Here is a 21,294-nt window from a genome sequence, read left to right on the forward strand (position 1 = left end):
ACCGCGTCAGGGGGCTCCACCGTGCCGAACCGAGTCATGATCAGCCGCGACAGCAAGCCGATCCCCTGCGAAGAGTGCGGCCTGCCGACGCTGCACGTCGCCCGGCTGGTGTCCGGTGACGGCACGCTGCTGGGCCAGACGATGGTGTGCACCGCCTGCCGCCGGCACCGGTCGGAGGCCGAAACGATCGCGGTCCAGTAGGTTCCGGCGGGGATTTCAGCGCCTTTCCAGCTGTTCGAGAAGCAGCCGTGCGGGCAGGATCATGGTGCCGAGGCCCAGCCGGGCGGGGACACCGTCGTCCTCGGCCGTCACCAGCCGCCTCTCGAGCTTTTCGAGCAGGGCACGGCATTCCTCAAGTTCGACGGGTTCACCGGCCGTCGCCACGGCCTGCACGGCCCCGGCCAGGTGGTGCATCAGGTCGGCCAGTGCCTCCCGTGCCTCCGGCCAGGGGTACTCGAACGGGTGCTCCCGGCGGCCCGCCGTCGTGCGCACGGCGGTGATCAGCTGCGACGCCGCGGGCCACATCCCGATGAGCGTCCGAAGCGGACGTTCATGGTGCGCCCCGGCGGCGGGCCGGCCGCGGCGGAGGTTCAGCAGCCGTCCTTCGCGTGTCAGGCCGACGGCTTCTTCGGCCGCCAGCAGCTGACTGCGCGTGTCCTGCTCCTGGGACAGCAGCTCGCCGAGGTCTTCCGGCGGCTCGTCCCGGCGGATCAGGTCGGACAGCGACTCGAGCAGGTCCGCCAGCGCTCTCCCGAGCCGTCCGGCGGCCGCGGCCAGCCGCTCGCCGTAGAGCGGCGGGAAGATCAGCGTGTTGACCGCGACGCCGATGGCCGCGCCCAGCGCCGTTTCCAGCAGGCGGTCACCGAGCAGCACGTGCTCGTGGGCGGTGCCGTAGGAGATCAGGAGCATGCCGGTGACGCCGACCCAGACACCGGCGTCGCCGAACCGCCGCCAGCTGCCGACGAGCAGGCCGAGGAAGACGACGGCGGCCAGCGCCACGGCCTGCCACGGGATGAACTGCACCGCGACGGCGGCGAGGAGGACACCGCAGGCCACCGAGCCGACCTGCTGGATCCAGCCCCGCAGTGACCGGTACACGGTGGCTTCGACGAGGAAGACGGCCGCGTAGGGAGCGAGAAAGGGCTGCGGCAGCCGGAGCACGAGGGTGGCGAGCAACCAGGCGGCCGTCGCGGCGAAGGTGGCTTTGGCGCTCTGGACGAGAACGCGACGCTCGCGGCCGGGGACGCGGAGCGCGCGGGCGAACCAGCCGATCGGGGTGCGGTCGTGCCACTCGCTCTCCGCCGCGGCGGCGGCACTCCCGGCCACCGCGCCGAGCCGGAGCTTGTGCACGAACCGGCCCACCGGCGCCCCGCCGCGCCCAACCCCCTCCGCCGAGAACCCGCCACCCCGCCCCGCTGCACGCGAGGACCGGTCAGGCGCACCCGGTCTTTCCCGCTGTCCGGTCATGCGGGCGGCGCGATGTGCACGAGCTTCGTCTGGGTCATCTCGTCGAGCAGCTCCGGCCCGTAGCCGTACCCGTTGCCGCTCCGGCCGCGCGGATGCGCCGCACCGCCCGGTGCACCGCCGAACACGTTGTTCACCTTGACCGTTCCCGCCGGCAGCTCGCGCCACGCGCGCTGGGCACGCGCCATCGAAGCCGTCAGCACCGTCGCCGCCAGCCCGTAGTCACCCTTCGCCGCCTCGGCCAGTCCCTCGTCGAAGCTCCCCACCACCCGCACCGGCGCCACCGGGCCGAACGTCTCCTCCGTCATCACCCGCAGATCCGGCGCGCAGCCGGTGAGGACCGTCGCCGGGTAGTGCGCGCCGGGGCCGTCCGGGACCGCGCCTCCCGTCAGCAGCCGGGCGCCGCGCTCGAGCGCGTCCGCGACGTGGGCATGCACGTGGTCGCGGTGCCGCCGGTCCACCAGCGGGGCGAGGGTCCGCGACTCGGCCTCCTTCACCAGCGCCGCCAGGAACGGCTCGGCCACCGCCGAGCACACGTAGATCCGCTCGACCGCCACGCAGATCTGCCCCGAGTTGGCGAACGCCCCCAGCGCCGCCTGGCCGGCCGCCCACGCCGGGTCGACGTCCTCGTCGATCACCAGCGGATCGTTGCCGCCGTTCTCCAGCAGCGTCTTCGCCCCCGTCGCGGCCGCGCTCGCGGCGATCGACCGGCCGGTCGCCGTGCTGCCGACGTGGGCGATGACGTCGACGTCGGCACGCATCGCGAGGATCGCGCCGACCCCGCCGTCGCCGGTCAGGGTCTGCAGCACCCCGTCCGGGAAGACGCCGCCGAGCACCTCGCCGAGCAGCTGCCCGGTGTGCGGTGCGCGCTCGCTCGGCTTGTGCACCACCGTGTTCCCGGTGGCCAGCGCCGCCCCCAGCAGTCCGCAGGCGACCGCGACCGGGTCGTTCCACGGCGTGAGCGCCACGACGACGCCGCGCGGTTCGGGCACCATCAGGTCCGTCGCGCCGACGTCGCCGAGCAGGCTGCGGCCGCGGTGGACCGGGCCGAGTTCGGCGTACTGGTCCAGGGTGCCCGCACCGGCGAGCACGCCTTCGCGGGCTTCGTCTCGCGGCTTGCCCGTTTCCGCTTCGTTCGTCTTCGCCAGCTCGTCGGCGTGCGCGCGCAGCCGGTCTGCCGCGGTGTGCAACAGGGCGCCGCGCTCGGCGGCCGGGGTCCGGGCCCACTGCGCCTGGGTCCGGCGGGCCGGCGCGAGCGCCGCGTCGATCTCGTCTTCGCCGGCGGTCGGCACGGTGCCCACCACGCTGCCGTCGGCCGGGTTCCGGATTTCGATCGTTCCCGCGGTCATCCGCACCTCTTTCTCTCGTCGCCCGCCGGTTACCCGGGCGCGGCGGCTTCGACACGCCGTTTGATCACCCCCACCCCGGGTATCCGCGGCAGGTGACTGCTTCGCTCGACTACACCGTGGTGATCCCCACGACGGGCCGGGAGACGCTTCGGCCACTGCTGGCCACCCTCCTCGGCGGACCCGAACCGCGGCCGGCGGAAATCCTCGTCGTCGACGACCGTCCCGGCGGGCCCGAGCTGGCCGTCCCCGATGGTGTCCGGGTGCTCCGCTCCGGCGGGCGCGGACCGGCGGCGGCGCGGAACCTCGGCTGGCGCACCGCGACGAGCGAGTGGATCGCGTTCGTCGACGACGACGTCGTGCTCGCCCCCGACTGGGCGCGGCAGCTCGACCGCGACCTCGGCTCGCTGCCGCCGGACGTCGCCGCCTCCCAGGGCCGGATCACCGTCCCGCTGCCCGCGGACCGGCGGCCCACCGACGACGAGCGCGGCACCGCGGGGCTCGAGCACGCGCGGTGGATCACCGCGGACATGGCCTACCGCCGCCGGGCGCTGGTCGAGGCCGGCGGCTTCGACGAGCGGTTCCCGCGCGCGTTCCGCGAAGACTCCGACCTCGCGTTGCGCGTCGCCGAGGCCGGGCACCGGATCGACCAGGGCGAGCGGCTGACCACGCACCCGGCCCGGCGGGCCGGGTTCTTCTACAGCCTCAAAGCCCAGCGCGGCAACGCCGACAACGCGCTGATGCGGGCCAAGCACGGCGTGCTCTGGCGGCAGCGCACCGGCGCCGGGCCCGGCCGGCTCGGCGTGCACGCACTGTCCACAGTGGCCGGTCTGGCCGCGCTCACGCTGCCGGTGCTGCGCCGGCGCGGCAAGGCGCTGCTCGCGGCCGGCGTCTGGGCCGGGCTGACGGCGGAATTCGCGACCCGCCGGATCGCGCCGGGCCCGCGGACCCCCGGCGAAGTGGCGCGCATGGTCGTCACCAGCGTCCTGATCCCGCCCGCCGCCTGCTACCACCGGCTGCGCGGCGAGATCGCGGCCCGGCGGCCGCGGCCCCCGGTGGCGGTGCTGTTCGACCGGGACGACACGCTCATCGTCGACGTCCCCTATCTCAACGACCCGGACGGCGTCCGCCCGGTACCCGGCGCCGTCGACCTCGTGCGGGGCCTGCGCGACCGGGGAATTCCGGTCGGCGTGGTGAGCAACCAGTCCGGTGTCGCAAAAGGACTGATCACCCCCGAACAGCTCGACGCGGTGAACGCGCGCGTCCGGGAACTCTTCGGCCCGTTCGGCACCTGGCAGGTCTGCGTCCACGACGACGGCGACGGCTGCGCCTGCCGCAAACCCGCCCCCGGCATGGTGTTGCGGGCCGCCGGCGAACTCGGCGTCGACCCTGCGTCCTGCGTGGTCATCGGCGACACCGGCGCCGACGTCGACGCCGCTCTCGCCGCCGGCGCCCGTGCGGTGCTGGTGCCGACCGGCCGCACGCTCGAACCGGAGATCGCCCGGGCCCGCCGGCACGCCGCCGTCGCCCGGGACCTGTCCGAGGCCCTGCGCATCGCCGGGGTCGCCGGATGACCCGGGTGCTCGTCGCCCGCCAGGACAACCTCGGGGACGTCCTGCTCGCCGGGCCCTGCGTCCGCGCGGTCGCCGCGTCCGGGGCGCACGTGACGCTGCTGACCGGGCCCCACGGCCGCGCCGCCGGCGAACTGCTGCCGGGTGTGGCCCGCCTGCTCACCTGGACCGCACCGTGGATCGACCCCGAGCCACCGCCGGTGACCGCCGAGGACACCGGCGCGTTCGTCTCGCGAATCCGGTCGGAGGCGTTCGACCGCGCGCTGATCCTGACGTCGTTCCACCAGTCCCCGCTGCCGCTGGCGCTGCTGCTGCGCCAGGCCGGCGTGCCGTGGATCGGCGCGATTTCCGAGGACTACCCGGGCAGCCTGCTCGACCTGCGCCACCACGTCGACGGCGATCCGCCCGAGCCGGTCCGCATGCTGTCACTCGCCGAGGCGGCCGGGTTTTCGCTGCCATCCGACGACCACGGCGCCCTGGCGCTGCGGCGTCCGTTGCCGGAGCTGGCCCGGCTGACCGGCGGCGGGGCCTACGTCGTGGTGCACCCCGCGGCCTCGGTGCCCGCCCGCCAGCCGTCGGCCGCGTGGAGCCGGGAGACGGTCCGGGCCCTGGTCGCCGACGGGCACCGGGTGTTCGTGACGGGCGCGCCGTCCGAGCGGGCGCTGACCCGGGAGGTGGCCGGGACGTCGGGGGTGGACCTCGGCGGCCGGACGTCCCTGCCGGAGCTGGCCGCGGTGCTGTCCGCGGCGCAGGTCGTGGTGGCGCCCAACACGGGCCCCGCGCACCTGGCCGCGGCGGCAGGCACGCCGGTGGTGTCGCTGTTCGCCCCGGTCGTGCCGCAGGAGCGGTGGGCGCCCTACGGCGTCCCCACCGTGGTGCTCGGTGACCAGCACGCCCCTTGCCGCGCCAGCCGCGCGCGAGTCTGCCCGGTCCCGGGCCACCCCTGCCTCGACACGATCGACCCCGCCGACGTCTGCCGCGCGGTCACGGCCCTCGCCCTGCCCGGGGTCATCTCACCGGTTCCGGCGGCGGCAACGTCTTGAATGACTCATTCCTGGCGTCCGACGCCAGGAATGAGTCATTCAAGACGGCCGGCACCCGCTCAGGACGGCACCGGCTGCTCCCCCGCCGGGTGCAGCCGGCGCACCGTCGCGTCCGGGTGGCGCGTGAGCGGCTGCAGCGGCAACGGCGTCGATTCGGCGAGCTGTTCCAGGTGCCGCAGCAGGATGCCCTCCCGCAACGCCCACGGGCAGACCTCGACGCTCGGGACGTCCAGCGCCGACAACGTCACCTCCGCCGCGACCGCACCGGCCACCACCTGCCGGGCGCGCGGCTTCGAAATGCCGCGCAACCCCGCCCGTTCCGCCGCCGGGACGCGGGCCAGCCGCGGGACCCAGCCGCGCACGTCCGCGACCACCAGTTCCCGGGTGACGAACGGGCCCTTGCGCTGCGGCGGGGCGCCGGTGAGGCGGGCCAGCTGCTTGAACGTCTTCGACGTCGCGACGACCCGGCGCGGCGGGCCTTCCCAGCGCAGCCGGTCCAAGATCTCGGACAACGTGTCGCGGACGTGCCGGCGCAGGACCTTCAGCTGGGTACGCGTCGGCGGGTCGGCGGTGAGGAATTCGCGGGTGAGCCGGCCGGCGCCGAGCGGGAGCGAGACGGCCAGCTCGGGCTCGACGTCCCGGCCGAGCACCAGTTCCATCGACCCGCCGCCGATGTCGATCAGCAGCAGCCGCCCGGCCGACCAGCCGTACCAGCGGCGCACGGCGAAGTACGTCAGCCGCGCCTCCTGCTCGCCGGAGAGGAACTGGGGCCGGATGCCGGAGCCCGCCTGGATGCGGTCGATCACCTCGTCGCGGTTCACCGCGTCGCGCACGGCCGCGGTGACGAACGGGTAGAGGTGGTCGACGCCGAGCCGCACCGCCGCGTCCACCGACCGGCTCACCGCGGCCGTCACCCGCTCGATCCCCTCGTCGCTGAGCGTCCCGTCGGGCCGCAGTTCTTCGGCGAGCAGCGTCGGTTCCTTCACGGCGTGCGCCGGGAGCGGCGGGGCTCCGGCGGACACGTCCACCACCTGCAGCTGGGCCGAATTCGACCCGATGTCCAGCACGGCCAGTCTCATCGGGACGGAATACCCCGTGGCGGCCGCGTTTAGTCCCCGGTGGGGGTGGTAGCCCGACCGGGAACGCCGGCCGCACCTGCCACTCCGCCTAGCGCGGTCACGACTGGCGTTCCCCCTGAGACCAGGGGCCCGCGTCCTGGCTGCAGGGACCGGCGCGGGTCCCGGCCGTGGCCGGACGGCGGACTCCTCAGCCCGCCGTCCGGCCCCTTCCACTTGTCCGTTTTCCGCACGCGTGACGGGGTATCCGGCCGCCGAGGGAAGGAGACCCCCATGTCGTCCGCCGAAATGCGTTCCCGGGCGGGAGCGTCCTGGATCCGCCCGGTCGTCGCCGTCCTCGGGCTGCTCTACATCGCGCTGGGCATCGCCGGGTTCCTGACTCCCGGAACGGCCGCGGTCGGTCACGAGACCAGCCGGGCGGTGTGGATCTTCAGCGTGACCCCGCTGCTCAACCTCGTCCACGCGGCGGTCGGGGTGCTCGGGCTGCTCGCCGCGACCCGGCGCACGAGGGCGATCATCTACTGCTGGGTGTTGTTCGTCGGCTTCACCGGGATGACCGCATACGGCATCCTCGCCACCGCACTCGGCAACCCCGAAGACCCGATCAACCTGAACTGGGCGGACAACTGGCTGCACGGGCTGACCGCGGCCGCCGGGCTGGTGCTCGGCATCGTCGCGGCTCGGGCGATCAACCGGACGGCCGCGCGCTCGCGGTGATCCCGATCGTTTCGGCGGGCGGTCACCGGGTAGCCGGGAAAGACACCGTGTGAAGGAGGTTCCCATGCACCGCGAAAGCGACCGGCAGTCACCCTGGAAGGACGACGCGATGAAGGCCGAGCTGCGTGGGACTCTGCAGGGCAACGGCCCGTCCCGCGCCGAGGAGTGGCGGGACCTCGAACTTCCGGCCGACGACGACTCGGACGTCCCGCCGTCGGGCGGCGGCGCATGACCACGAGCGAACCGGCAACAGTGGAGGAACCCGCCGTCGTCGTGCACTACCGGCTCCACGCGGATTTCGCCCTCGGCCACCCGTGGCTGCACCGGGTCCTGGGCCCACGGGCCGGCCTGGAACTGGACGCCGACGGGCTGCGCGTCCGGTTCGGGCCGTGGCTGGTCGAGACCCCGCTGAGCAACCTCGCCGGCGCCGAGGCCACCGGCCCGTACCGCGCTCTGCGCGTCTTCGGTGTGCGGCTGTCGCTCGCCGACCGCGGCCTGACTTTCGGTACGACGACGCGAGGTGGCGTGTGCCTCCGGTTCCGGGAGCCCGTCCGGGGCATCGATCCGTGGGGGCGGATCCGCCACCCGGGGCTGACGGTGACGGTGTCCGAACCGGAACTGGTCGCCGAAGCCGTCAACCGGATCGTGGCGGGCTCGTGACCGCGGCGCGCATCCTGGCCGTGGCGGTCGACTGCCGTCAGCCGGACCTGCTCGCCGAGTTCTGGGCGAAGGCGCTGGGGAACGCGAAGACCCGGACGTGGACCGACTCCCACGGCCTTACCTACCGCCAGGTGGACTTCGACGACGGACCGGCGTTGCTGTTCCAGCCGGTACCCGGGGAAAAGACGGTCAAGAACCGCCTGCACCTGGACTTGGCGCCGGTGGCGGGCGATCAGCGGGCCGAGGTCGAACGCCTGGTGATGCTGGGCGCCAAGGTCCTCGACGACCCGGAAGACGACCCGTGGATCGTGCTCGCCGACCCCGAGGGCAACGAGTTCTGCGTGCTGCCGGCGCGCTGACTCAGGCGTGCCCGACGGGATCGCCGGCGTAGGTGGCCAGACGATCGTCGAAACCGTCCGCGGCGCCGGGTCTGCGGAAATCCGGGGCATCCGGCCGACCGGGGTACTTCTCGCCGTAGAGGCCGGTCACGAACTCCACCACGGTTTCCGGCGGGGGCAACACATCCTCGCCCAGGTAGGCGAGCACGACGACGTCGTCGCCGGTCGCCGACTCGACCGCCGCGGACCAGCCGTCGCGTTCGTCCCACAGCAGAGCCGTCTCGTGGTCCGGGAACCGCGCGAGCCGCCGCTCCAGCGCGACATACGCACCGGCCGGGACGTCCACCTCGCAGAACCAGGCGGGCGCGTCCAGTTTGGCCGCGACGGCCAGCAGGTACTGCCGCAGCCCGCGCGCCGCCGCGCCGAGCCCGTCCCGTTCGCTCATCCCGCTCCCGCCTCTTCGGTCGGTACCCCATCGGGTGATACCCCATCACCCACCCGGTCAATCCGGCCCACCCCGGGTGGAGCAGCGCGTTCTCTGTGGAACCCGCCGGATCACCGGGTGAGCAAGGCCAGGACTTCGTCGTCGCCCAGCTGGCGGAAATCGGCGTACCACTGGCCGACCGCGCGGAAATCCGGCGGTTCGGCGACGCAGACGACGTCATCGGCTTCGCCCAGCATCCGCCCGACCGCTCCGGGGGCGGCAACCGGTGCCGCGAAGACGAGCGTCCGGGGCCGGGCCGTGCGGACGTCGCGCAGGGCCGCCGTTGCGGTGACGCCGGTCGCGAGCCCGTCGTCGACGAGGAGAACGTCTCGGCCGGTGAGGCGGGCGGGGGTTCGGCCGGCCCGGTAGCGCCTGAGTCGGCGGCGCGCCTCGGTCCGTTCGCGGGTCTCGGCCCGGGCCATCCGCGCGGCGGTCAGTCCCAGTGCGCGCAGGCCGGCCTCGTCGTAGATCGCCGGGCCGTCCGGGGTGACCGCGCCGACGCCGTACTCGCGGCGGCCCGGCGCGCCGATCTTGCGGGCGACCGCGACGTCCAGTTCGGCGCCGAGCCACCGCGCGACGACCGCGGCCACCGGGATCCCGCCGCGGGCGAGCCCGAGCACGACCGGATCGGCCCAGTCCCGGCGCCGCAGTTCGCCCGCGAGCCGGCGCCCGCCGTCCTCCCGGTCGGCGAAGATCCGCGGACGAGCCGGCCGCGCGGACATCAGGTCACGGGCGCCAGTCGTCGCGCCAGTCGGGGTGGGCTTCGTACACCGACGCGACGAGCTTGACGGACGCGTCGTCGTGGACATCGCGGATTTCGCGGCGCAGGAACTCGACCTTTTCGGCGAACGGCACCGGATGCCGGTCCTCCATCGCCTCGACCGGCCCGCCGGCGAGGAGCAGCCCATCGCGGTCGTCGGTATACATGATCCGCAGCCGCCCGCGCCGTTCGGCCTCGTCGATCAGCGGCAGTTCACCCGCCCGGACGCGCTCTTCGTCCTCCGCGAGCCGGGCGAGCACGAATTCGTCGAGCTTCGCGGTCGTGGTGTCGTCGAGATTCGTCATGGTTACGGGATACCCGCCCGGTCCCGCCGGCACACACGGCCTCAAGCGTCGGCGCGGCTCAGCCGCCTGGCCACCGCGAACCCGGTGCCGAGCAGGACGGCACCCCCGGTGATCCAGGGCCACAGCGGCACCGCGTCGTCGCCGTCCGGACGGGTCACCGCCGCGGCGACCGGTGCTGCCGACGCCGGGCCGGCCACGGCGAGCCGGAAGGGAATGGTGCCGGTGACCGGGTGGCCGTCGGCGGAGGTGACGCGGTAGTGGATGGTGTAGCTCCCGGCGGGCCCGAGGGGACGCAGCGGCGCGGAAACCCGGGCGTCCACAACGGACGCCGGACCGGCCTCCCAGTGCGAAGTGCCGTCGGGCCCGAGCACCGCGAGCTCGGTGAACCGGTTCTCCACCGGCTCGTTGAACTCGAGCACGGCCTCGGCCGGGCCCGCGGCGACCGACGCGTCCGCGGCCGGCGAACTGGAGACCAGGACGCTGTGCGCGGCCGCGGCGGGTGCGCACAGCAACACCGCACTGCCGGCAGCCGCCAGCGCGGCGGCGACGCGGACCGGGAAAGACCAGCGGGAAGTCATCGTTTCTCGCCTTCTCGGGAATTCGAGCGATGAGCCGAACCGTAACGAGCGGATCGGGTGCCGCCACGGAAGGTCGTGAAACGGCTGTGTTAAGCAATTCTCACCGCCATGGCGGATCACGGCCCGGCAACCGGGCAAATCGGGCTACTACTCCGACGGTCAGCGCACGTAGTCACCCGAACAGCGCAGCGGAACCGGCTTTCGGCGCAGCTTCTCACCGCCCCGAGCCGCCTGCGAGCCATCCGACTTAACCTGGCCTTCACGTGAAGATCACCCCGCGAAACGTGCCGGCTGGTTTATTGCTCCCACATCCCACTCATTCCCCACCGCTCCGGAATTGCCCGAGAACCTTTTCCGGAAGCGCTTTCCTGCTCTTTGGAGGACGAACCCGTGCGAGGACCCGCCCTGCGCCGTGACCACGTCATCGCCGCGAGCCTGGCCGGCGCGGTCGTGGTCGTCGTCGGCTACGCGTCCGGCATCGGCCTGCGCCCGGGCACCGCGGCGGCCACCCCGCCCGTGGTCGCGGACGGCGGACACCCCGTCACCCCCCAACCCCCGGGTCCGCAACCGCTTCCGGCGGGCCAGCTGCCCACGGGCGGCCCGGCGTCCCCGCTGCCCGCCGTCCCGGTCGGCGACCAGCCGGCCGCCCCGATGCCGCCGATGCCCGGCGACGGCGGCGTGACGCCGGTCCCGGAGCCGGGATCCCCCGAGCCCGGCACCCCACCTCCCCCGTCCGGGCCCGAGCCGACGACGCCAGTACCGCCGCCGCCCGGAGCCGACGTGCCCGCGTGTCAACCCGGTGTGCCGCAACAGGTTCTGGACACCGTCGGCGGACTGCCCCTGCTCGGAGCGGTCACCACCGGACTCGGCGTGACCGGGCCGGCCGGGGTCGGCGCGCTCGTCCTCGGCTACTGCCGCACGGCTGACGGCGAGCTGACGCCCGCGATGGTGCCCGCCGCCGCTACTGTCCCCAGTGGACAGTGACCCGGTGGAACCCGTCAAGGCGTGGTACGTGCTCGCCCGCACCGTCGACTACGCCGGCCTCACCCTGTTCGCCGGCGGGCTGCTGTTCCTGGCCGTGCTCTGGCCCGCGGGCGCCGGCCACCGCGGCGCCCGTTCGGTGCTGATCACCGGCTGGGTCCTCGGCCTCCTCGGCACGCTCGCCGGTCTGGGCCTGCAGGCGGCGTGGGCCGCGCAACGCCCGCCCGGCGACTTCCTGGCCTGGGACCTGCTGAGCCAGGCGCTGGCCAGCCAATTCGGGCGCATCTGGTTCGCCAGAGCGCTGTTGTGGCTGCTCGGCGGGGTGGTGCTGGCCTGGCTGCTGCAACGCGGCCGGGACGCGGCCACGGCGTTGCCCTGGCGCGTCGGGGCCGGGGCGATCCTGGTCGGACTGCTCCGCACGACCGGGCTCACCGGCCACGCGGCGGAGAGCACCCGGCCGTGGCTGACGCAGCTGGCGGACTTCGCGCACCTCGCGGGCGCTTCGGCGTGGATCGGCGGCCTGGCCGTGCTGCTGTTCGGCGTCCTGGCCCGCCGTGACCCCGGAGAACTCGCTTCGGTGATCCCCCGCTACTCGAAGCTGGCGATGACGTCGGTCGCCGTCGTCGTCGCCGCGGGCGTGGTGCTCGCGTGGCAGACCGTCGGCAGCGCCGACCGGGTGTTCGGCACGGCCTACGGGCGGACGCTGCTGGTCAAGCTGGGCGTGCTGGCCGTCGTGCTGCTGGCCGCGCAGTTCAGCCGCCGCTGGGTCGGCCGCCGCCTCGACTTCGCCGTCGTCCTGCGCGGGGACGCCGCCACCGTCCGCCCCTTCGTCCATTCCGTCGCCGCCGAGACCACGCTCGTGCTCGTGGTCCTCCTCGCGGCGAGCTTCCTCGTCACGGCCAGCCCCGGCCGTTGATCGCCCTGCGAAAGGAGTCCTCGATGGACAACCCCACCCCCACCGCCCCCGAGCAGCCGGAGGTGGAGCGGCGACGGCGGAACTGGCCGGTCGCCGTGGCGATCCTCGCACTCGCGGCAGCGCTGTTCAGCCTCGCCACGCTCCGCGGCGGGCAGACCGAGCAGGCCGCACCGAGCCAGGCGGCGAACGTCGACCTCGCCGCACTCGCCCAGCAGGGTCCCCTGGCGGTCCCGCTGTACCAGGGGCTCGTCCAGGAACAGGCCGGCGGGGCCGCCCCCGCCGCCGCGCCGTCCGCCAAGTCGGTCGAAGCCATGGGCTACAAGTTCTCGCCGGCCGACCTGACGATCGACGTCGGCGACACCGTGACGTGGACCAACCACGACACCGCGCCGCACAACATCGTCGTCACCGACGGGCCGGAGAAGTTCACCTCGCCGACCCTGCAGACCGGCCAGACCTTCAGCCACACCTTCACCAAGGCGGGCAAGTACTCGTACTACTGCTCGATCCACCCGGACATGAAGGCGACGGTCACCGTGACCGGCGCGGCCCCCACCAGCGCCCCGCCGACCTCGACCCCGACGTCCGCCCCGACCACGGCACCGAGCCACTCGATGCCGGCGCCGTCCACCCCGGCCGGCGGCGGGTCCTGCGTGCCGAAGGCGGTCCTGCAGCCGATCCTCGACCACATCAAGAGCGCGCACCTGGAGACCTCACCGGGTCAGCAGGTGCAGGACATCCTCAACCTGGACCAATACATCAAGACCCACACGGTGTGGCTGGAAACCGTGCTCGCCCCGGCGTTCGACGGGTCGGGGAGCCAGGTCGTCACCGACACGCTCGCGCCGATCATCGCGCACATCAAGAGCGCGCACCTGGAGACGTCGCTGGGACAGCAGGTGACCGACCTGCTCAACCTCGACCAGTACATCAAGACGCACACGGTGTGGCTCGAGAACGTGCTGACGCCGTTGCTGAACCAGGCGAGCTGCTGACTCCGCGGGTGGCCCGGCCGGCCCGGGCCACCCGCTCCCTTCCCCGGAGGCCCTTCCCCATGCCCGACACCGCGCTCCTGCCCGCCCCGGCCGGCTACGCGCTGCGCCGCGACCGCTGCGTCATCGAGGTTTCCCCGCGCCCGCCGCTGATCCGCGGCCGCCTGACCGCGACCGGCGGGCACTGGACGCCCGGCTCCGCGTTCACCGTCACCCTCGACCCCGGCTCGCTGCGGACCGGGGTCCCGTTTCTCGGCCGGGCGTTCCGCGGCGAGGAGCTCACCTTCACCGCCGGCGACGTCGCCGAGGACCCGTTCGTCGTCGAAGGGACGGTGGCCGGGCGAACCGTGCGCCTGCGCGGCGACGTCCGGCACCGGGACTCCGGCGGTGTCGTCGTCTGGGCCGCCGGGGTCGTCCTCCCGGCCCGCCGGAAACCGCGGCACGCCGGACGGCTCGCGCGGCTGCTCGCGGGGCGGCGGCTGCGCGTCGAGATCGCGATCGAGTTCGTCCGATGAGGCGCGCCGCGCTCGCCGTCGCCGGCCTGCTGGTGTTCCTGAACGTGCCGTTCGCGAGCCCGGCCGCCGCGGCGACGCAGCAGGTCATGATGCAGGGCTACGCCTACTCCCCCGCCGCGTCGACCGTGCGCGTCGGCGACACCGTCACCTGGATGCAGCACGACGAAGCCCCGCACGACGTCGTCACCACCAGCGCGCCGGTCGCGTTCCGCAGCCCGCAGCTGTCGGCCGGGCAGAGCTGGAGCTACACGTTCCGGCAGCCGGGCACCTACCAGTACTACTGCTCGGTGCACCCCGACATGCGGGCCTCGGTGACGGTGCTGCCCGCGCCCACGACAGCGCCGCCAACGGCGCCGTCAAAACAGGCGAGCACGGCTCCCCGGACCACGCCGCCACGGACCGCCGGCACCGGTACCCCGGCCGCCGCGGCGCCCGCGACCACGCCCCCGCCCACCACGTCCCCGGCCGCCGCCGCGCCCGCGACCGCCCCGCAGCCCGCCGTCCAGCAGGCGACCGCGGCCACGCCGGCGACCTTGGACCCGATGCTGCTGGTCGCCGGGCTCGTCACCGGGATCGCGGTGCTGTGCCTGCTCCTGCTGAGCTCGCGGCGGGCCTGAATTCCTGTCCGGATCTTGTCCCGCAAAAGGACTGGACCAATAATATCGGCTCGCCAGAATGGAAGCATCGCCCCTTCAGCGCGGAAGGTGACCGATGCACTTCCTTGTCCCCCTGCTGACCTTCGTCCTGGCGGCCACTCCGACGCCGACACCGGCACCGGCCGCCGCGCCGCTCGCGACGATCTGCAACAAGTACTGCGACGCGCGGGATCCCGCATCGTCGCCAGGCGACCGCGAAGGTTCCTCGGCCGGCGTCGGCGGCCGCCGGATCTCCCTGCACCTCGACGACGGCGACGCCATGGGCTGGGCGGCGATCACCGGCGGCGGCGCCGGCGACCACGTCTGGCTGGACCGTTCGTTCGACGCCGGGCGCACGTGGGCGTCGGGCAGCAAACTCGGCGACACCGCAACGCCGTCCGGGGCGACGGGCCGGCGGACGCTGATGTACAACGCCGACGACTGGGCGAACAAGGGTGTCGGCCTGCTGCGCGCGTGCGGACAGCCCGCGGGGTCGGGCACGATCGCCTGCACCGGCTGGGCGCGCCCGACGTGGAACGCGTGGGACCGGCGCACCGCGGCCGCCACCGCGCTGATGGAGCGGTACAACCTCGGCACCGGCCTGTTCGACACGACCGGGTGGTGGAACTCGGCCAACGCGCTCACCGCGATCATCGACAACATCCGGATCAGCGGCATGGGCAGCTACCGCTACGCGATCGACACGACGTACACGAAGAACCTCGCGGCACAGGGCGGCAACTTCCGCAACGACTACCTCGACGACACCGGGTGGTGGGGCCTCACGTGGGTCGACGCCTACGACCTGACCGGCGACGGCAAGTACCTGAACAGCGCCCGCGCCGACGCCGACCACATGTACGCGTACTGGGACGGCGTCTGCGGCGGCGGGGTCTGGTGGAGCACGAGCCGCACCTACAAGAACGCGATCCCGAACTCGCTGTACGTCCAGCTGAACGCGGCCCTGCACAACCGGATCCCGGGCGACACGGCGTACCTGGCGCGCGCCCGCGCGGGGTGGACGTGGTTCTCGGGCACCGGGATGATCACCGGCTCGAACCTGGTCAACGACGGCCTGACCACCTCGACCTGTGCGAACAACGGCCAGCCCGTCTGGTCGTACAACCAGGGTGTGCCGCTGGCGGCGTTGACCGAGCTGTACCGCGCCACCGGGGACGCGAACCTGCTGACGAAGGCCCGCGCGATGGCGAACGCGTCGACGACGAACGCGTCCCTGAACCCGGGCGGCATCCTCCGCGACCCGGGCGAGGCGGCCGGCGGTGGCGGCATCGACGGCCCGAGTTTCAAGGGCGTCTACGTCCGCGACTTGGCGGTGCTGAACGCGGCGCTCTCCGACCACCCGTACACGGCCTACCTGCAGCGCCAGGCGAACTCGGCGTACGCGAACGACCGCACCAGCGCGGACGCGTACGGCCTGATGTGGGCAGGCCCGTTCGACCAGCCCGACGCGGCCCGCCAGCAGAGCGCACTGGACCTGATGAACGCGGCCCCCTGACCACGTCGTGAGTGGTAATTCGGGTTCTAACCCGAATTACCACTCACGACGCCGGGTCAGAGGGTCTTCTCCAGGCGGCCGGCGAGCAGCTTGATGAACCGGGACGGGTCGGCCAGTTCGCCGCCCTCCGCCAGCAGTGCCATGCCGTAGAGCAGCTCGGCCGTCTCGGCCAGGCCCTCGTCGTCCGGACGGGCCGCGTGCGCCTCCCGGAGGCCGGTGACCAGGCCGTGGTCCGGGTTGAGCTCGAGGATGCGCTTGATCGGCGGCAGCTCCTGCCCCATCGCGCGGTACATCTTCTCCAGCGTCGGGGTCAGGTCGTGCGTGTCGCCGACGATGCAGGCCGGCGACGTCGTCAGCCGCGACGAGAGACGCACCTCTTTGACCGTCTCGCCCAGCGCCGTCCCCAGCCACGTCAGCAGGCTCTCGAAGTCCTTGTTCTGCTGTTCGCGGGCGACCTCGGTGGCCTTCTTGTCCTCTTCCGAGTCGAGGTCGACCTGGCCCTTGGCGATCGACTGGAACTGCTTGCCGTCGAAGCCCGGCACCGAGTCGACCCACATCTCGTCGATCGGGTCGGTCAGCACCAGCACCTCGTAGCCCTTGGCCCGGAACGCCTCCATGTGCGGCGAGTTCTCGATCGCGGACCGCGATTCGCCGGTCATGTAGTAGATGTGCTCCTGGCCGTCCTTCATCCGCGAGACGTAGTCGCGCAGCGACGTCGGCTTCTCGGCGTCGTTCGTCGAGGCGAACGAGGAGATCTCGAGGATGGCTTCGCGGTTCTCGAAGTCGTCGAGCAGGCCCTCCTTGACCGCGCGGCCGAACTCGCGCCAGAACGTCGCGTACTTCTCGGCGTCGGCGGTCATCATCGTCTTGACCGTCGAGAGGACCTTTTTCACCAGGCGACGGCGGATCAGCTGGATCTGCCTGTCCTGCTGCAGGATCTCCCGCGACACGTTGAGCGACAGGTCCTGCGCGTCGACGACGCCCTTGACGAACCGCAGGTACTCGGGGACGAGCGACTCGCAGTCGTCCATGATGAAGACGCGCTTGACGTAGAGCTGCACGCCGCGCTTGCGCTCGCGCAGGAACAGGTCCATCGGCGCGTGCGAGGGCAGGAACAGCAGCGCCTGGTACTCGAACGTCCCCTCGGCCTGCAGCCGGATCGTCTCGAGGGGGTCCTGCCAGTCGTGGCTGACGTGCTTGTAGAACTCGTGGTACTCGTCCTCGGTGACCTCGCTCGACGACCGCGCCCACAGCGCCTTCATCGAGTTGACGGTCTCGACCTCGGCGTCCTCGCCCTCGCCCCGCATCCGGATGGGCCAGGTGATGAAGTCGGAGTACTTCTTCACGATCTCGCGGACCTTCGCCGCGGACGTGTAGTCGAAGAGGTGGTCCTCGGTGTCCTCGGGCTTGAGGTGCAGCGTGACGGCGGTGCCCTGGGGCGCGTCCTCGACCGGCTGGATCGTGTAGGTGCCTTCGCCGGACGACTCCCAGCGGACGCCCTCGTCGGTGCCCGCGCGGCGCGTCACGAGGGTGACCTTGTCCGCGACCATGAAGCTCGCGTAGAACCCGACGCCGAACTGCCCGATCAGGTCCTGCGACGCCGCCGCGTCCTTCGCCTCCTTCAGCTTGGTCAGGAAGTCGGCGGTGCCGGACTTGGCGATCGTCCCGATCAGGGCGACGACCTCGTCGCGGGTCATGCCGATGCCGTTGTCGCGCACCGTCAGGGTCCGCGCCTCCGGATCGGTCTCGAGCGTGATGTGCAGGTCGCCGGTGTCCGCCTCGAGGTCCTTGTCGCGGTACGACTCCAGTCGCAGCTTGTCGAGGGCGTCGGAGGCGTTGGACACGAGCTCCCGCAGGAACGTGTCCTTGTTCGAATAGATCGAATGGATCATCAGCTGGAGCAGCTGACGCGCTTCCGACTGGAACTCCAGCGTCTCGATCGGGGCAGTCACTTCCATTCCTTTCCGCATGTCCGGCGGCCGTTGGCGGGTCGATCCTACCGAGCGGGTCCGACAGTTCGGGACCGCGCACTTTATGAACGCAATCTAGGGGGCCCGCGGCTCCTGGTGTGATGCTGGCCACGCCCCGCTGTCGATCAAGGAGGATCGAGTGCCCGGACGCATCACCCGGTGGACGGCCGCGTTCGCCGCGGCCTGTGCCCTGACCACCGCCTTCGCCGCGCCGGCCGCCGCGGCAGGCGTCGTCGACCACCCCGTCCGCACCACCGGCTGCGGACATCCCGCCGGCTTCCCGGCCGGGGTGACGACCACCCGGCACGTCACCTCGGGCGGCCTCGACCGCGAGTACACCGTCCACCTGCCCGCCCGCTATGACCCGCACCGGCCGTACCCGCTGGTCCTGTCGTTCCACGGGCACAAGCGGACGTCCCGGTACCAGGAGGAGCTGTCCGGCTTCTCGGCGACGGCCGCGATCGCGGTCTACCCGCAGGGCCTGATCGGCACCGACGGCGAGTCGGCCTGGACCGGGGCGCCCTACTCGGCCGCCGCGGACGACGTCCTGTTCACCAGTGACCTGCTGACCGCGCTGCAGCGCACGCTGTGCGTCGACCCCGGCCGGATCTTCGCGGCCGGGAAGTCCAACGGCGGCGGGTTCGTCGGCGTGCTGGCCTGCCGGCTGGCCGGGCGGATCGCCGCGTTCGCCCCGGTGTCCGGCGCGTTCTACCCGCAGGGCGGCGCCTGTCACCCGAGCCGGCCGGTGCCGATCCTCGACTTCCACGGCACGGCGGACACGACGATCCCCTACCCCGGCAACCCGGCGAAGGGCCTGCCCGCGATCCCGGACTGGCTGGCGGAGTGGTCCACAAGGGACGGTTGCATCGCCGGGCCGGTGTCGTGGTCGCCGGTCGACGGCGTGGTCGTCCGGAAGTGGCTGGGCTGCGCGCTCGAGCACTACCGCGTCGACGGAGCCGGGCACGTCTGGCCCAGCACCCGGCCCAACAACGACTCCGCGACGCCGGCCGTCATCGACGCGACCCCGGTCATCTGGCGGTTCTTCCGCGGCCATCCACTGCGGTGAAACACGATTGACGCAGGTCAAGCAGCTCGGCGACGATGTTGCGCACAAGTTTTCCGCGTTTCGCAAAGGAAAAGGTGCGCCAATGAAGGTTTTGGTCCTGAACGCCGGCTACGAGCCGCTGCAGACCGTTTCGGTCCCGCACGCGATCCGCATGCTGGTCCGCCACGTCGCGGAGATCCACGAAGCCGAGGAGGGCCTCGCCTACGGGCTCTTCCCGCGCCCGAAGATCGTGCGGTTGCTGCGCTACGTCGTCATGAAGTGGCGATATACGCAGCCGCCGCGGTGGTCCCGCCGCGGCGTGCTCGTCCGTGACGGCCACCGCTGCGCCTACTGCGGGCAGCGCGCCACCACGATCGACCACGTGACGCCGCTGAGCCGCGGCGGCGCCCGGACCGACTGGCTCAACACGGTCGCCGCGTGCGGGGGTACCGCCCGCAGCTGCAACGCCCGCAAGGCGGACAAGCTGCCGGGTGAGGCCGGGATGAAGCTGCGCTTCACGCCGTACGTCCCGGCGTGGGACCAGCTGCACCGGCCCGGCGCCTGAGCGGCCTGTCCGCCGGCACACCGGCGGGCAGGCCGTTAGGCTCGAACCGATCGCCACCCGCATCCGTGTGTCCCGTGTGTTCTGGGGAAGGCCGGGGAGGTCGCCGTGACCGACGCAGGAGAGCTGATAGCCGGGCGCTACCGGCTGGCCGAACGGATCGGCCAGGGCTCGATGGGCGTCATCTGGCGCGCCCGCGACGAGCGCCTCGACCGGATCGTCGCGGTCAAGCAGCTGGACTACGACGCGGCCATCGGGCAGGCCGCCGGTGACCAGGCGAGCCTGCGTGCCCTGCGCGAAGCCCGGCTGACCGCGCGCCTGCGGCACCCGCACGCGATCACGGTGCACGACGTCGTCGAGGCGCCCGGCGGGCCCTACCTGGTGATGGAATACCTGCCGTCGCGCAGCCTGGCGGAGATCCTGCTCGACCGGGAGACGATCCCGGCCGAGGAGGTGGCGCGCATCGGCGGGCAGGTCGCGTCGGCGCTCGCCGCCGCGCACGCCGAAGGTGTCGTGCACCGCGACGTCACTCCCGGCAACGTCCTGCTCGGCGAGTCCGGCGCCGCCAAGATCGCCGACTTCGGCATCTCCCGCGCCACCGGCGAAGGCGATTTGACCGGCGGCGGGTTCATCGCGGGCACGCCGGCCTACCTGGCCCCCGAGGTCGCCGGCGGCCACGATGCCGCCTTCCCGGCCGACGTCTTTTCCCTCGGCGCGACCCTCTACCGCGCGCTGGAGGGCACGCCGCCGTTCGGCAACGACGACAACGCCATCACGCTGTTGTTGCGCATCGCCAAGGAGGAGACCATCCCGCCGCGGCACCGCGGGCCGCTCGCCGAGGTGCTCACCCGCATGCTGCAGCGGGACCCCGCAGCGCGGCCGTCCATGGCGGAGGTCCAGGAGCTGTTCGAGGCGGTCACCGGCGGCCGTCCGCTGCCACCGCCGCGCCCGCGGCCCCGGGCCGGAACCCGGCTCCTGCGCGTCCGCCGTCCGCGCCGCCGGCTCGTCCTGGCGGGCGCCGCGGGCGTGGTCGTGCTGGCCCTGGGCGTGGTGATCGGCACGGTGCTCGTCCCGGACGGCACGCCGGTCGCCGCCCCGGTCTCGTCCGCTCCCGCGGCGCCGACGAGCTCGAGCCCGGCGCCGACGACGCCGGCCGACCTGGGCTGCGCCGCCCGCTACGAGGTGACGAACTCCTGGCCCGGCGGCTACCAGGTGCAGGTGACGGTGCGCAACGACCGGACCGCGGACCTGTCCGGCTGGAGCGTCCGCTGGCAGCTGCCCGCCGGTCACCGCATCAGCGGCTTGTGGAACGGCACCTTCTCGGTCGATGGTTCCACGGTGACGGTCGAAAACGCCGCCTGGAACGCGAAGCTCGACGCGGACAAGACCACGACGTTCGGCCTGATCGCCCTGACGCAGAACGGAAGTGACGACGCCCGTCCGGCGCTCACCTGCCGGACGCTCTGACCACGGGAGGGCCGTTGCCGCGCCACCACGTCCGGGATCGGCGCCGATCGATCCACTTCGACGGCCGGACCGTCACGCTCAAGGTGGCCACGAAGTCACTGGGCTTCCTCCCCGACGACACCCCGTACCGGTTCCCGGTCGCGAAGCTCACCGGCATCCGGCACACCGAAGCCACCCGAGGGAAGCCCGGCGAGATCGTCTTCCTGGCTCCGGACGCACCCACGGACGTCGTCGCGAACGTGCCGTTCGGCTGCGACAAGCTGCCGGGGAACACGTTCCGCTACGGGTACGGCAAGCTCGGCGAGGTCAAGGCGTTCCTGGACGCCGTCGAACAGGCGCGGAAGACGTAGCAC

25 protein-coding genes are annotated in these 21,294 nt (G+C 72.9%); 17 read left to right on the top strand and 8 right to left on the bottom strand.

The window, feature by feature from the left end; genetic code table 11:
• The first annotated feature begins 21 nt into the window (after window positions 1-21).
• Entirely contained in the window at window positions 22-201 is a 180-nt protein-coding gene (locus ACLJQF_RS22995; RefSeq protein ID WP_410611483.1) for a hypothetical protein, read from the top strand.
• A 15-nt stretch (window positions 202-216) separates the two neighbouring features.
• Here the strand turns inward: ACLJQF_RS22995 and ACLJQF_RS23000 are convergent, their stop codons facing one another.
• Both ACLJQF_RS23000 and ACLJQF_RS23005 read right to left on the bottom strand, forming a co-directional pair.
• A complete protein-coding gene (locus ACLJQF_RS23000) occupies window positions 217-1,362 on the bottom strand; it encodes an FUSC family protein (RefSeq protein ID WP_410611484.1) in 1,146 nt (381 codons plus the stop codon).
• Window positions 1,363-1,463: 101 nt separating this feature from the next.
• On the bottom strand, window positions 1,464-2,813 hold the full coding sequence (locus tag ACLJQF_RS23005; RefSeq protein ID WP_410611485.1) for an aldehyde dehydrogenase family protein: 1,350 nt from the start codon (window positions 2,811-2,813) through the stop codon (window positions 1,464-1,466).
• Between the two features lie 92 nt (window positions 2,814-2,905).
• Here ACLJQF_RS23005 and ACLJQF_RS23010 point away from each other — a divergent pair, with 92 nt between their 5' ends.
• Window positions 2,906-4,384 (top strand): HAD-IIIA family hydrolase, encoded by a 1,479-nt coding sequence (locus ACLJQF_RS23010; RefSeq protein WP_410611487.1) that lies wholly within the window; start codon window positions 2,906-2,908, stop codon window positions 4,382-4,384.
• Window positions 4,381-5,424 (top strand): glycosyltransferase family 9 protein, encoded by a 1,044-nt coding sequence (locus ACLJQF_RS23015; protein WP_410611488.1) that lies wholly within the window; start codon window positions 4,381-4,383, stop codon window positions 5,422-5,424. Before ACLJQF_RS23010 ends, ACLJQF_RS23015 begins: the two co-directional genes overlap by 4 nt.
• A gap of 59 nt (window positions 5,425-5,483) precedes the next feature.
• Here ACLJQF_RS23015 and ACLJQF_RS23020 read toward each other — a convergent pair whose 3' ends face one another.
• Window positions 5,484-6,503 (bottom strand): hypothetical protein, encoded by a 1,020-nt coding sequence (locus ACLJQF_RS23020; protein ID WP_410611490.1) that lies wholly within the window; start codon window positions 6,501-6,503, stop codon window positions 5,484-5,486.
• A 270-nt stretch (window positions 6,504-6,773) separates the two neighbouring features.
• Between ACLJQF_RS23020 and ACLJQF_RS23025 the strand changes: the two genes are divergently transcribed.
• The 4 genes from ACLJQF_RS23025 to ACLJQF_RS23040 all read left to right on the top strand — a co-directional run bounded on the left by ACLJQF_RS23025 (window position 6,774) and on the right by ACLJQF_RS23040 (window position 8,236).
• Complete coding sequence (locus ACLJQF_RS23025; protein ID WP_410611491.1) at window positions 6,774-7,217, top strand: DUF4383 domain-containing protein; 444 nt, start codon at window positions 6,774-6,776, stop codon at window positions 7,215-7,217.
• Between the two features lie 64 nt (window positions 7,218-7,281).
• The gene (locus ACLJQF_RS23030) at window positions 7,282-7,449 is read left to right on the top strand and encodes a hypothetical protein (RefSeq protein WP_410611492.1); all 168 of its coding nucleotides are present in this window, start codon (window positions 7,282-7,284) and stop codon (window positions 7,447-7,449) included.
• Window positions 7,446-7,877 carry a hypothetical protein gene (locus ACLJQF_RS23035; RefSeq protein WP_410611494.1) on the top strand — a complete coding sequence of 144 codons (432 nt, stop codon included), beginning with the start codon at window positions 7,446-7,448 and terminating at the stop codon, window positions 7,875-7,877. Before ACLJQF_RS23030 ends, ACLJQF_RS23035 begins: the two co-directional genes overlap by 4 nt.
• On the top strand, window positions 7,874-8,236 hold the full coding sequence (locus tag ACLJQF_RS23040; protein WP_410611495.1) for a VOC family protein: 363 nt from the start codon (window positions 7,874-7,876) through the stop codon (window positions 8,234-8,236). Before ACLJQF_RS23035 ends, ACLJQF_RS23040 begins: the two co-directional genes overlap by 4 nt.
• 1 nt (window position 8,237) lies before the next feature.
• Here the strand turns inward: ACLJQF_RS23040 and ACLJQF_RS23045 are convergent, their stop codons facing one another.
• The 4 genes from ACLJQF_RS23045 to ACLJQF_RS23060 all read right to left on the bottom strand — a co-directional run bounded on the left by ACLJQF_RS23045 (window position 8,238) and on the right by ACLJQF_RS23060 (window position 10,342).
• Window positions 8,238-8,660 (bottom strand): DUF6292 family protein, encoded by a 423-nt coding sequence (locus ACLJQF_RS23045; protein ID WP_410611496.1) that lies wholly within the window; start codon window positions 8,658-8,660, stop codon window positions 8,238-8,240.
• A gap of 110 nt (window positions 8,661-8,770) precedes the next feature.
• Window positions 8,771-9,421, bottom strand: coding sequence for a phosphoribosyltransferase (locus tag ACLJQF_RS23050; protein ID WP_410611498.1), 651 nt, complete (start codon window positions 9,419-9,421; stop codon window positions 8,771-8,773).
• Window positions 9,422-9,425: 4 nt separating this feature from the next.
• Window positions 9,426-9,764: a hypothetical protein gene (locus tag ACLJQF_RS23055; RefSeq protein WP_410611500.1), complete on the bottom strand. Its 339-nt coding sequence runs from the start codon at window positions 9,762-9,764 to the stop codon at window positions 9,426-9,428.
• A gap of 41 nt (window positions 9,765-9,805) precedes the next feature.
• On the bottom strand, window positions 9,806-10,342 hold the full coding sequence (locus tag ACLJQF_RS23060) for a copper resistance CopC family protein (RefSeq protein ID WP_410611502.1): 537 nt from the start codon (window positions 10,340-10,342) through the stop codon (window positions 9,806-9,808).
• Between the two features lie 390 nt (window positions 10,343-10,732).
• Here ACLJQF_RS23060 and ACLJQF_RS23065 point away from each other — a divergent pair, with 390 nt between their 5' ends.
• From ACLJQF_RS23065 to ACLJQF_RS23090, 6 genes are all read left to right on the top strand, one after another.
• The gene (locus ACLJQF_RS23065; RefSeq protein WP_410611504.1) at window positions 10,733-11,326 is read left to right on the top strand and encodes a hypothetical protein; all 594 of its coding nucleotides are present in this window, start codon (window positions 10,733-10,735) and stop codon (window positions 11,324-11,326) included.
• Window positions 11,327-11,330: 4 nt separating this feature from the next.
• The gene (locus tag ACLJQF_RS23070) at window positions 11,331-12,239 is read left to right on the top strand and encodes a copper resistance D family protein (protein ID WP_410611505.1); all 909 of its coding nucleotides are present in this window, start codon (window positions 11,331-11,333) and stop codon (window positions 12,237-12,239) included.
• A gap of 23 nt (window positions 12,240-12,262) precedes the next feature.
• Window positions 12,263-13,234 (top strand): plastocyanin/azurin family copper-binding protein, encoded by a 972-nt coding sequence (locus ACLJQF_RS23075; protein WP_410611506.1) that lies wholly within the window; start codon window positions 12,263-12,265, stop codon window positions 13,232-13,234.
• Between the two features lie 59 nt (window positions 13,235-13,293).
• Window positions 13,294-13,746 (top strand): hypothetical protein, encoded by a 453-nt coding sequence (locus ACLJQF_RS23080; RefSeq protein WP_410611508.1) that lies wholly within the window; start codon window positions 13,294-13,296, stop codon window positions 13,744-13,746.
• Entirely contained in the window at window positions 13,743-14,363 is a 621-nt protein-coding gene (locus ACLJQF_RS23085) for a cupredoxin family copper-binding protein (protein WP_410611509.1), read from the top strand. Before ACLJQF_RS23080 ends, ACLJQF_RS23085 begins: the two co-directional genes overlap by 4 nt.
• A gap of 94 nt (window positions 14,364-14,457) precedes the next feature.
• Window positions 14,458-15,897 carry a glycoside hydrolase family 76 protein gene (locus tag ACLJQF_RS23090; RefSeq protein ID WP_410611511.1) on the top strand — a complete coding sequence of 480 codons (1,440 nt, stop codon included), beginning with the start codon at window positions 14,458-14,460 and terminating at the stop codon, window positions 15,895-15,897.
• Window positions 15,898-15,953: 56 nt separating this feature from the next.
• Here the strand turns inward: ACLJQF_RS23090 and htpG are convergent, their stop codons facing one another.
• Entirely contained in the window at window positions 15,954-17,849 is a 1,896-nt protein-coding gene (gene htpG / locus ACLJQF_RS23095; RefSeq protein WP_410611513.1) for a molecular chaperone HtpG, read from the bottom strand.
• A gap of 157 nt (window positions 17,850-18,006) precedes the next feature.
• Here htpG and ACLJQF_RS23100 point away from each other — a divergent pair, with 157 nt between their 5' ends.
• The 4 genes from ACLJQF_RS23100 to ACLJQF_RS23115 all read left to right on the top strand — a co-directional run bounded on the left by ACLJQF_RS23100 (window position 18,007) and on the right by ACLJQF_RS23115 (window position 21,291).
• Window positions 18,007-18,933, top strand: a complete 927-nt coding sequence (locus ACLJQF_RS23100) for an alpha/beta hydrolase family esterase (RefSeq protein ID WP_410611514.1) — start codon at window positions 18,007-18,009, stop codon at window positions 18,931-18,933.
• A gap of 82 nt (window positions 18,934-19,015) precedes the next feature.
• Window positions 19,016-19,477, top strand: coding sequence for an HNH endonuclease (locus tag ACLJQF_RS23105; RefSeq protein ID WP_013226091.1), 462 nt, complete (start codon window positions 19,016-19,018; stop codon window positions 19,475-19,477).
• Window positions 19,478-19,582: 105 nt separating this feature from the next.
• Window positions 19,583-20,941, top strand: coding sequence for a protein kinase domain-containing protein (locus ACLJQF_RS23110; protein WP_410611516.1), 1,359 nt, complete (start codon window positions 19,583-19,585; stop codon window positions 20,939-20,941).
• A 14-nt stretch (window positions 20,942-20,955) separates the two neighbouring features.
• A complete protein-coding gene (locus ACLJQF_RS23115) occupies window positions 20,956-21,291 on the top strand; it encodes a hypothetical protein (RefSeq protein WP_410611518.1) in 336 nt (111 codons plus the stop codon).
• Window positions 21,292-21,294: the final 3 nt, after the last annotated feature.

The sequence above is a fragment of the Amycolatopsis sp. lyj-109 genome (assembly GCF_046548995.1).
Taxonomy (GTDB): Bacteria; Actinomycetota; Actinomycetes; order Mycobacteriales; family Pseudonocardiaceae; genus Amycolatopsis.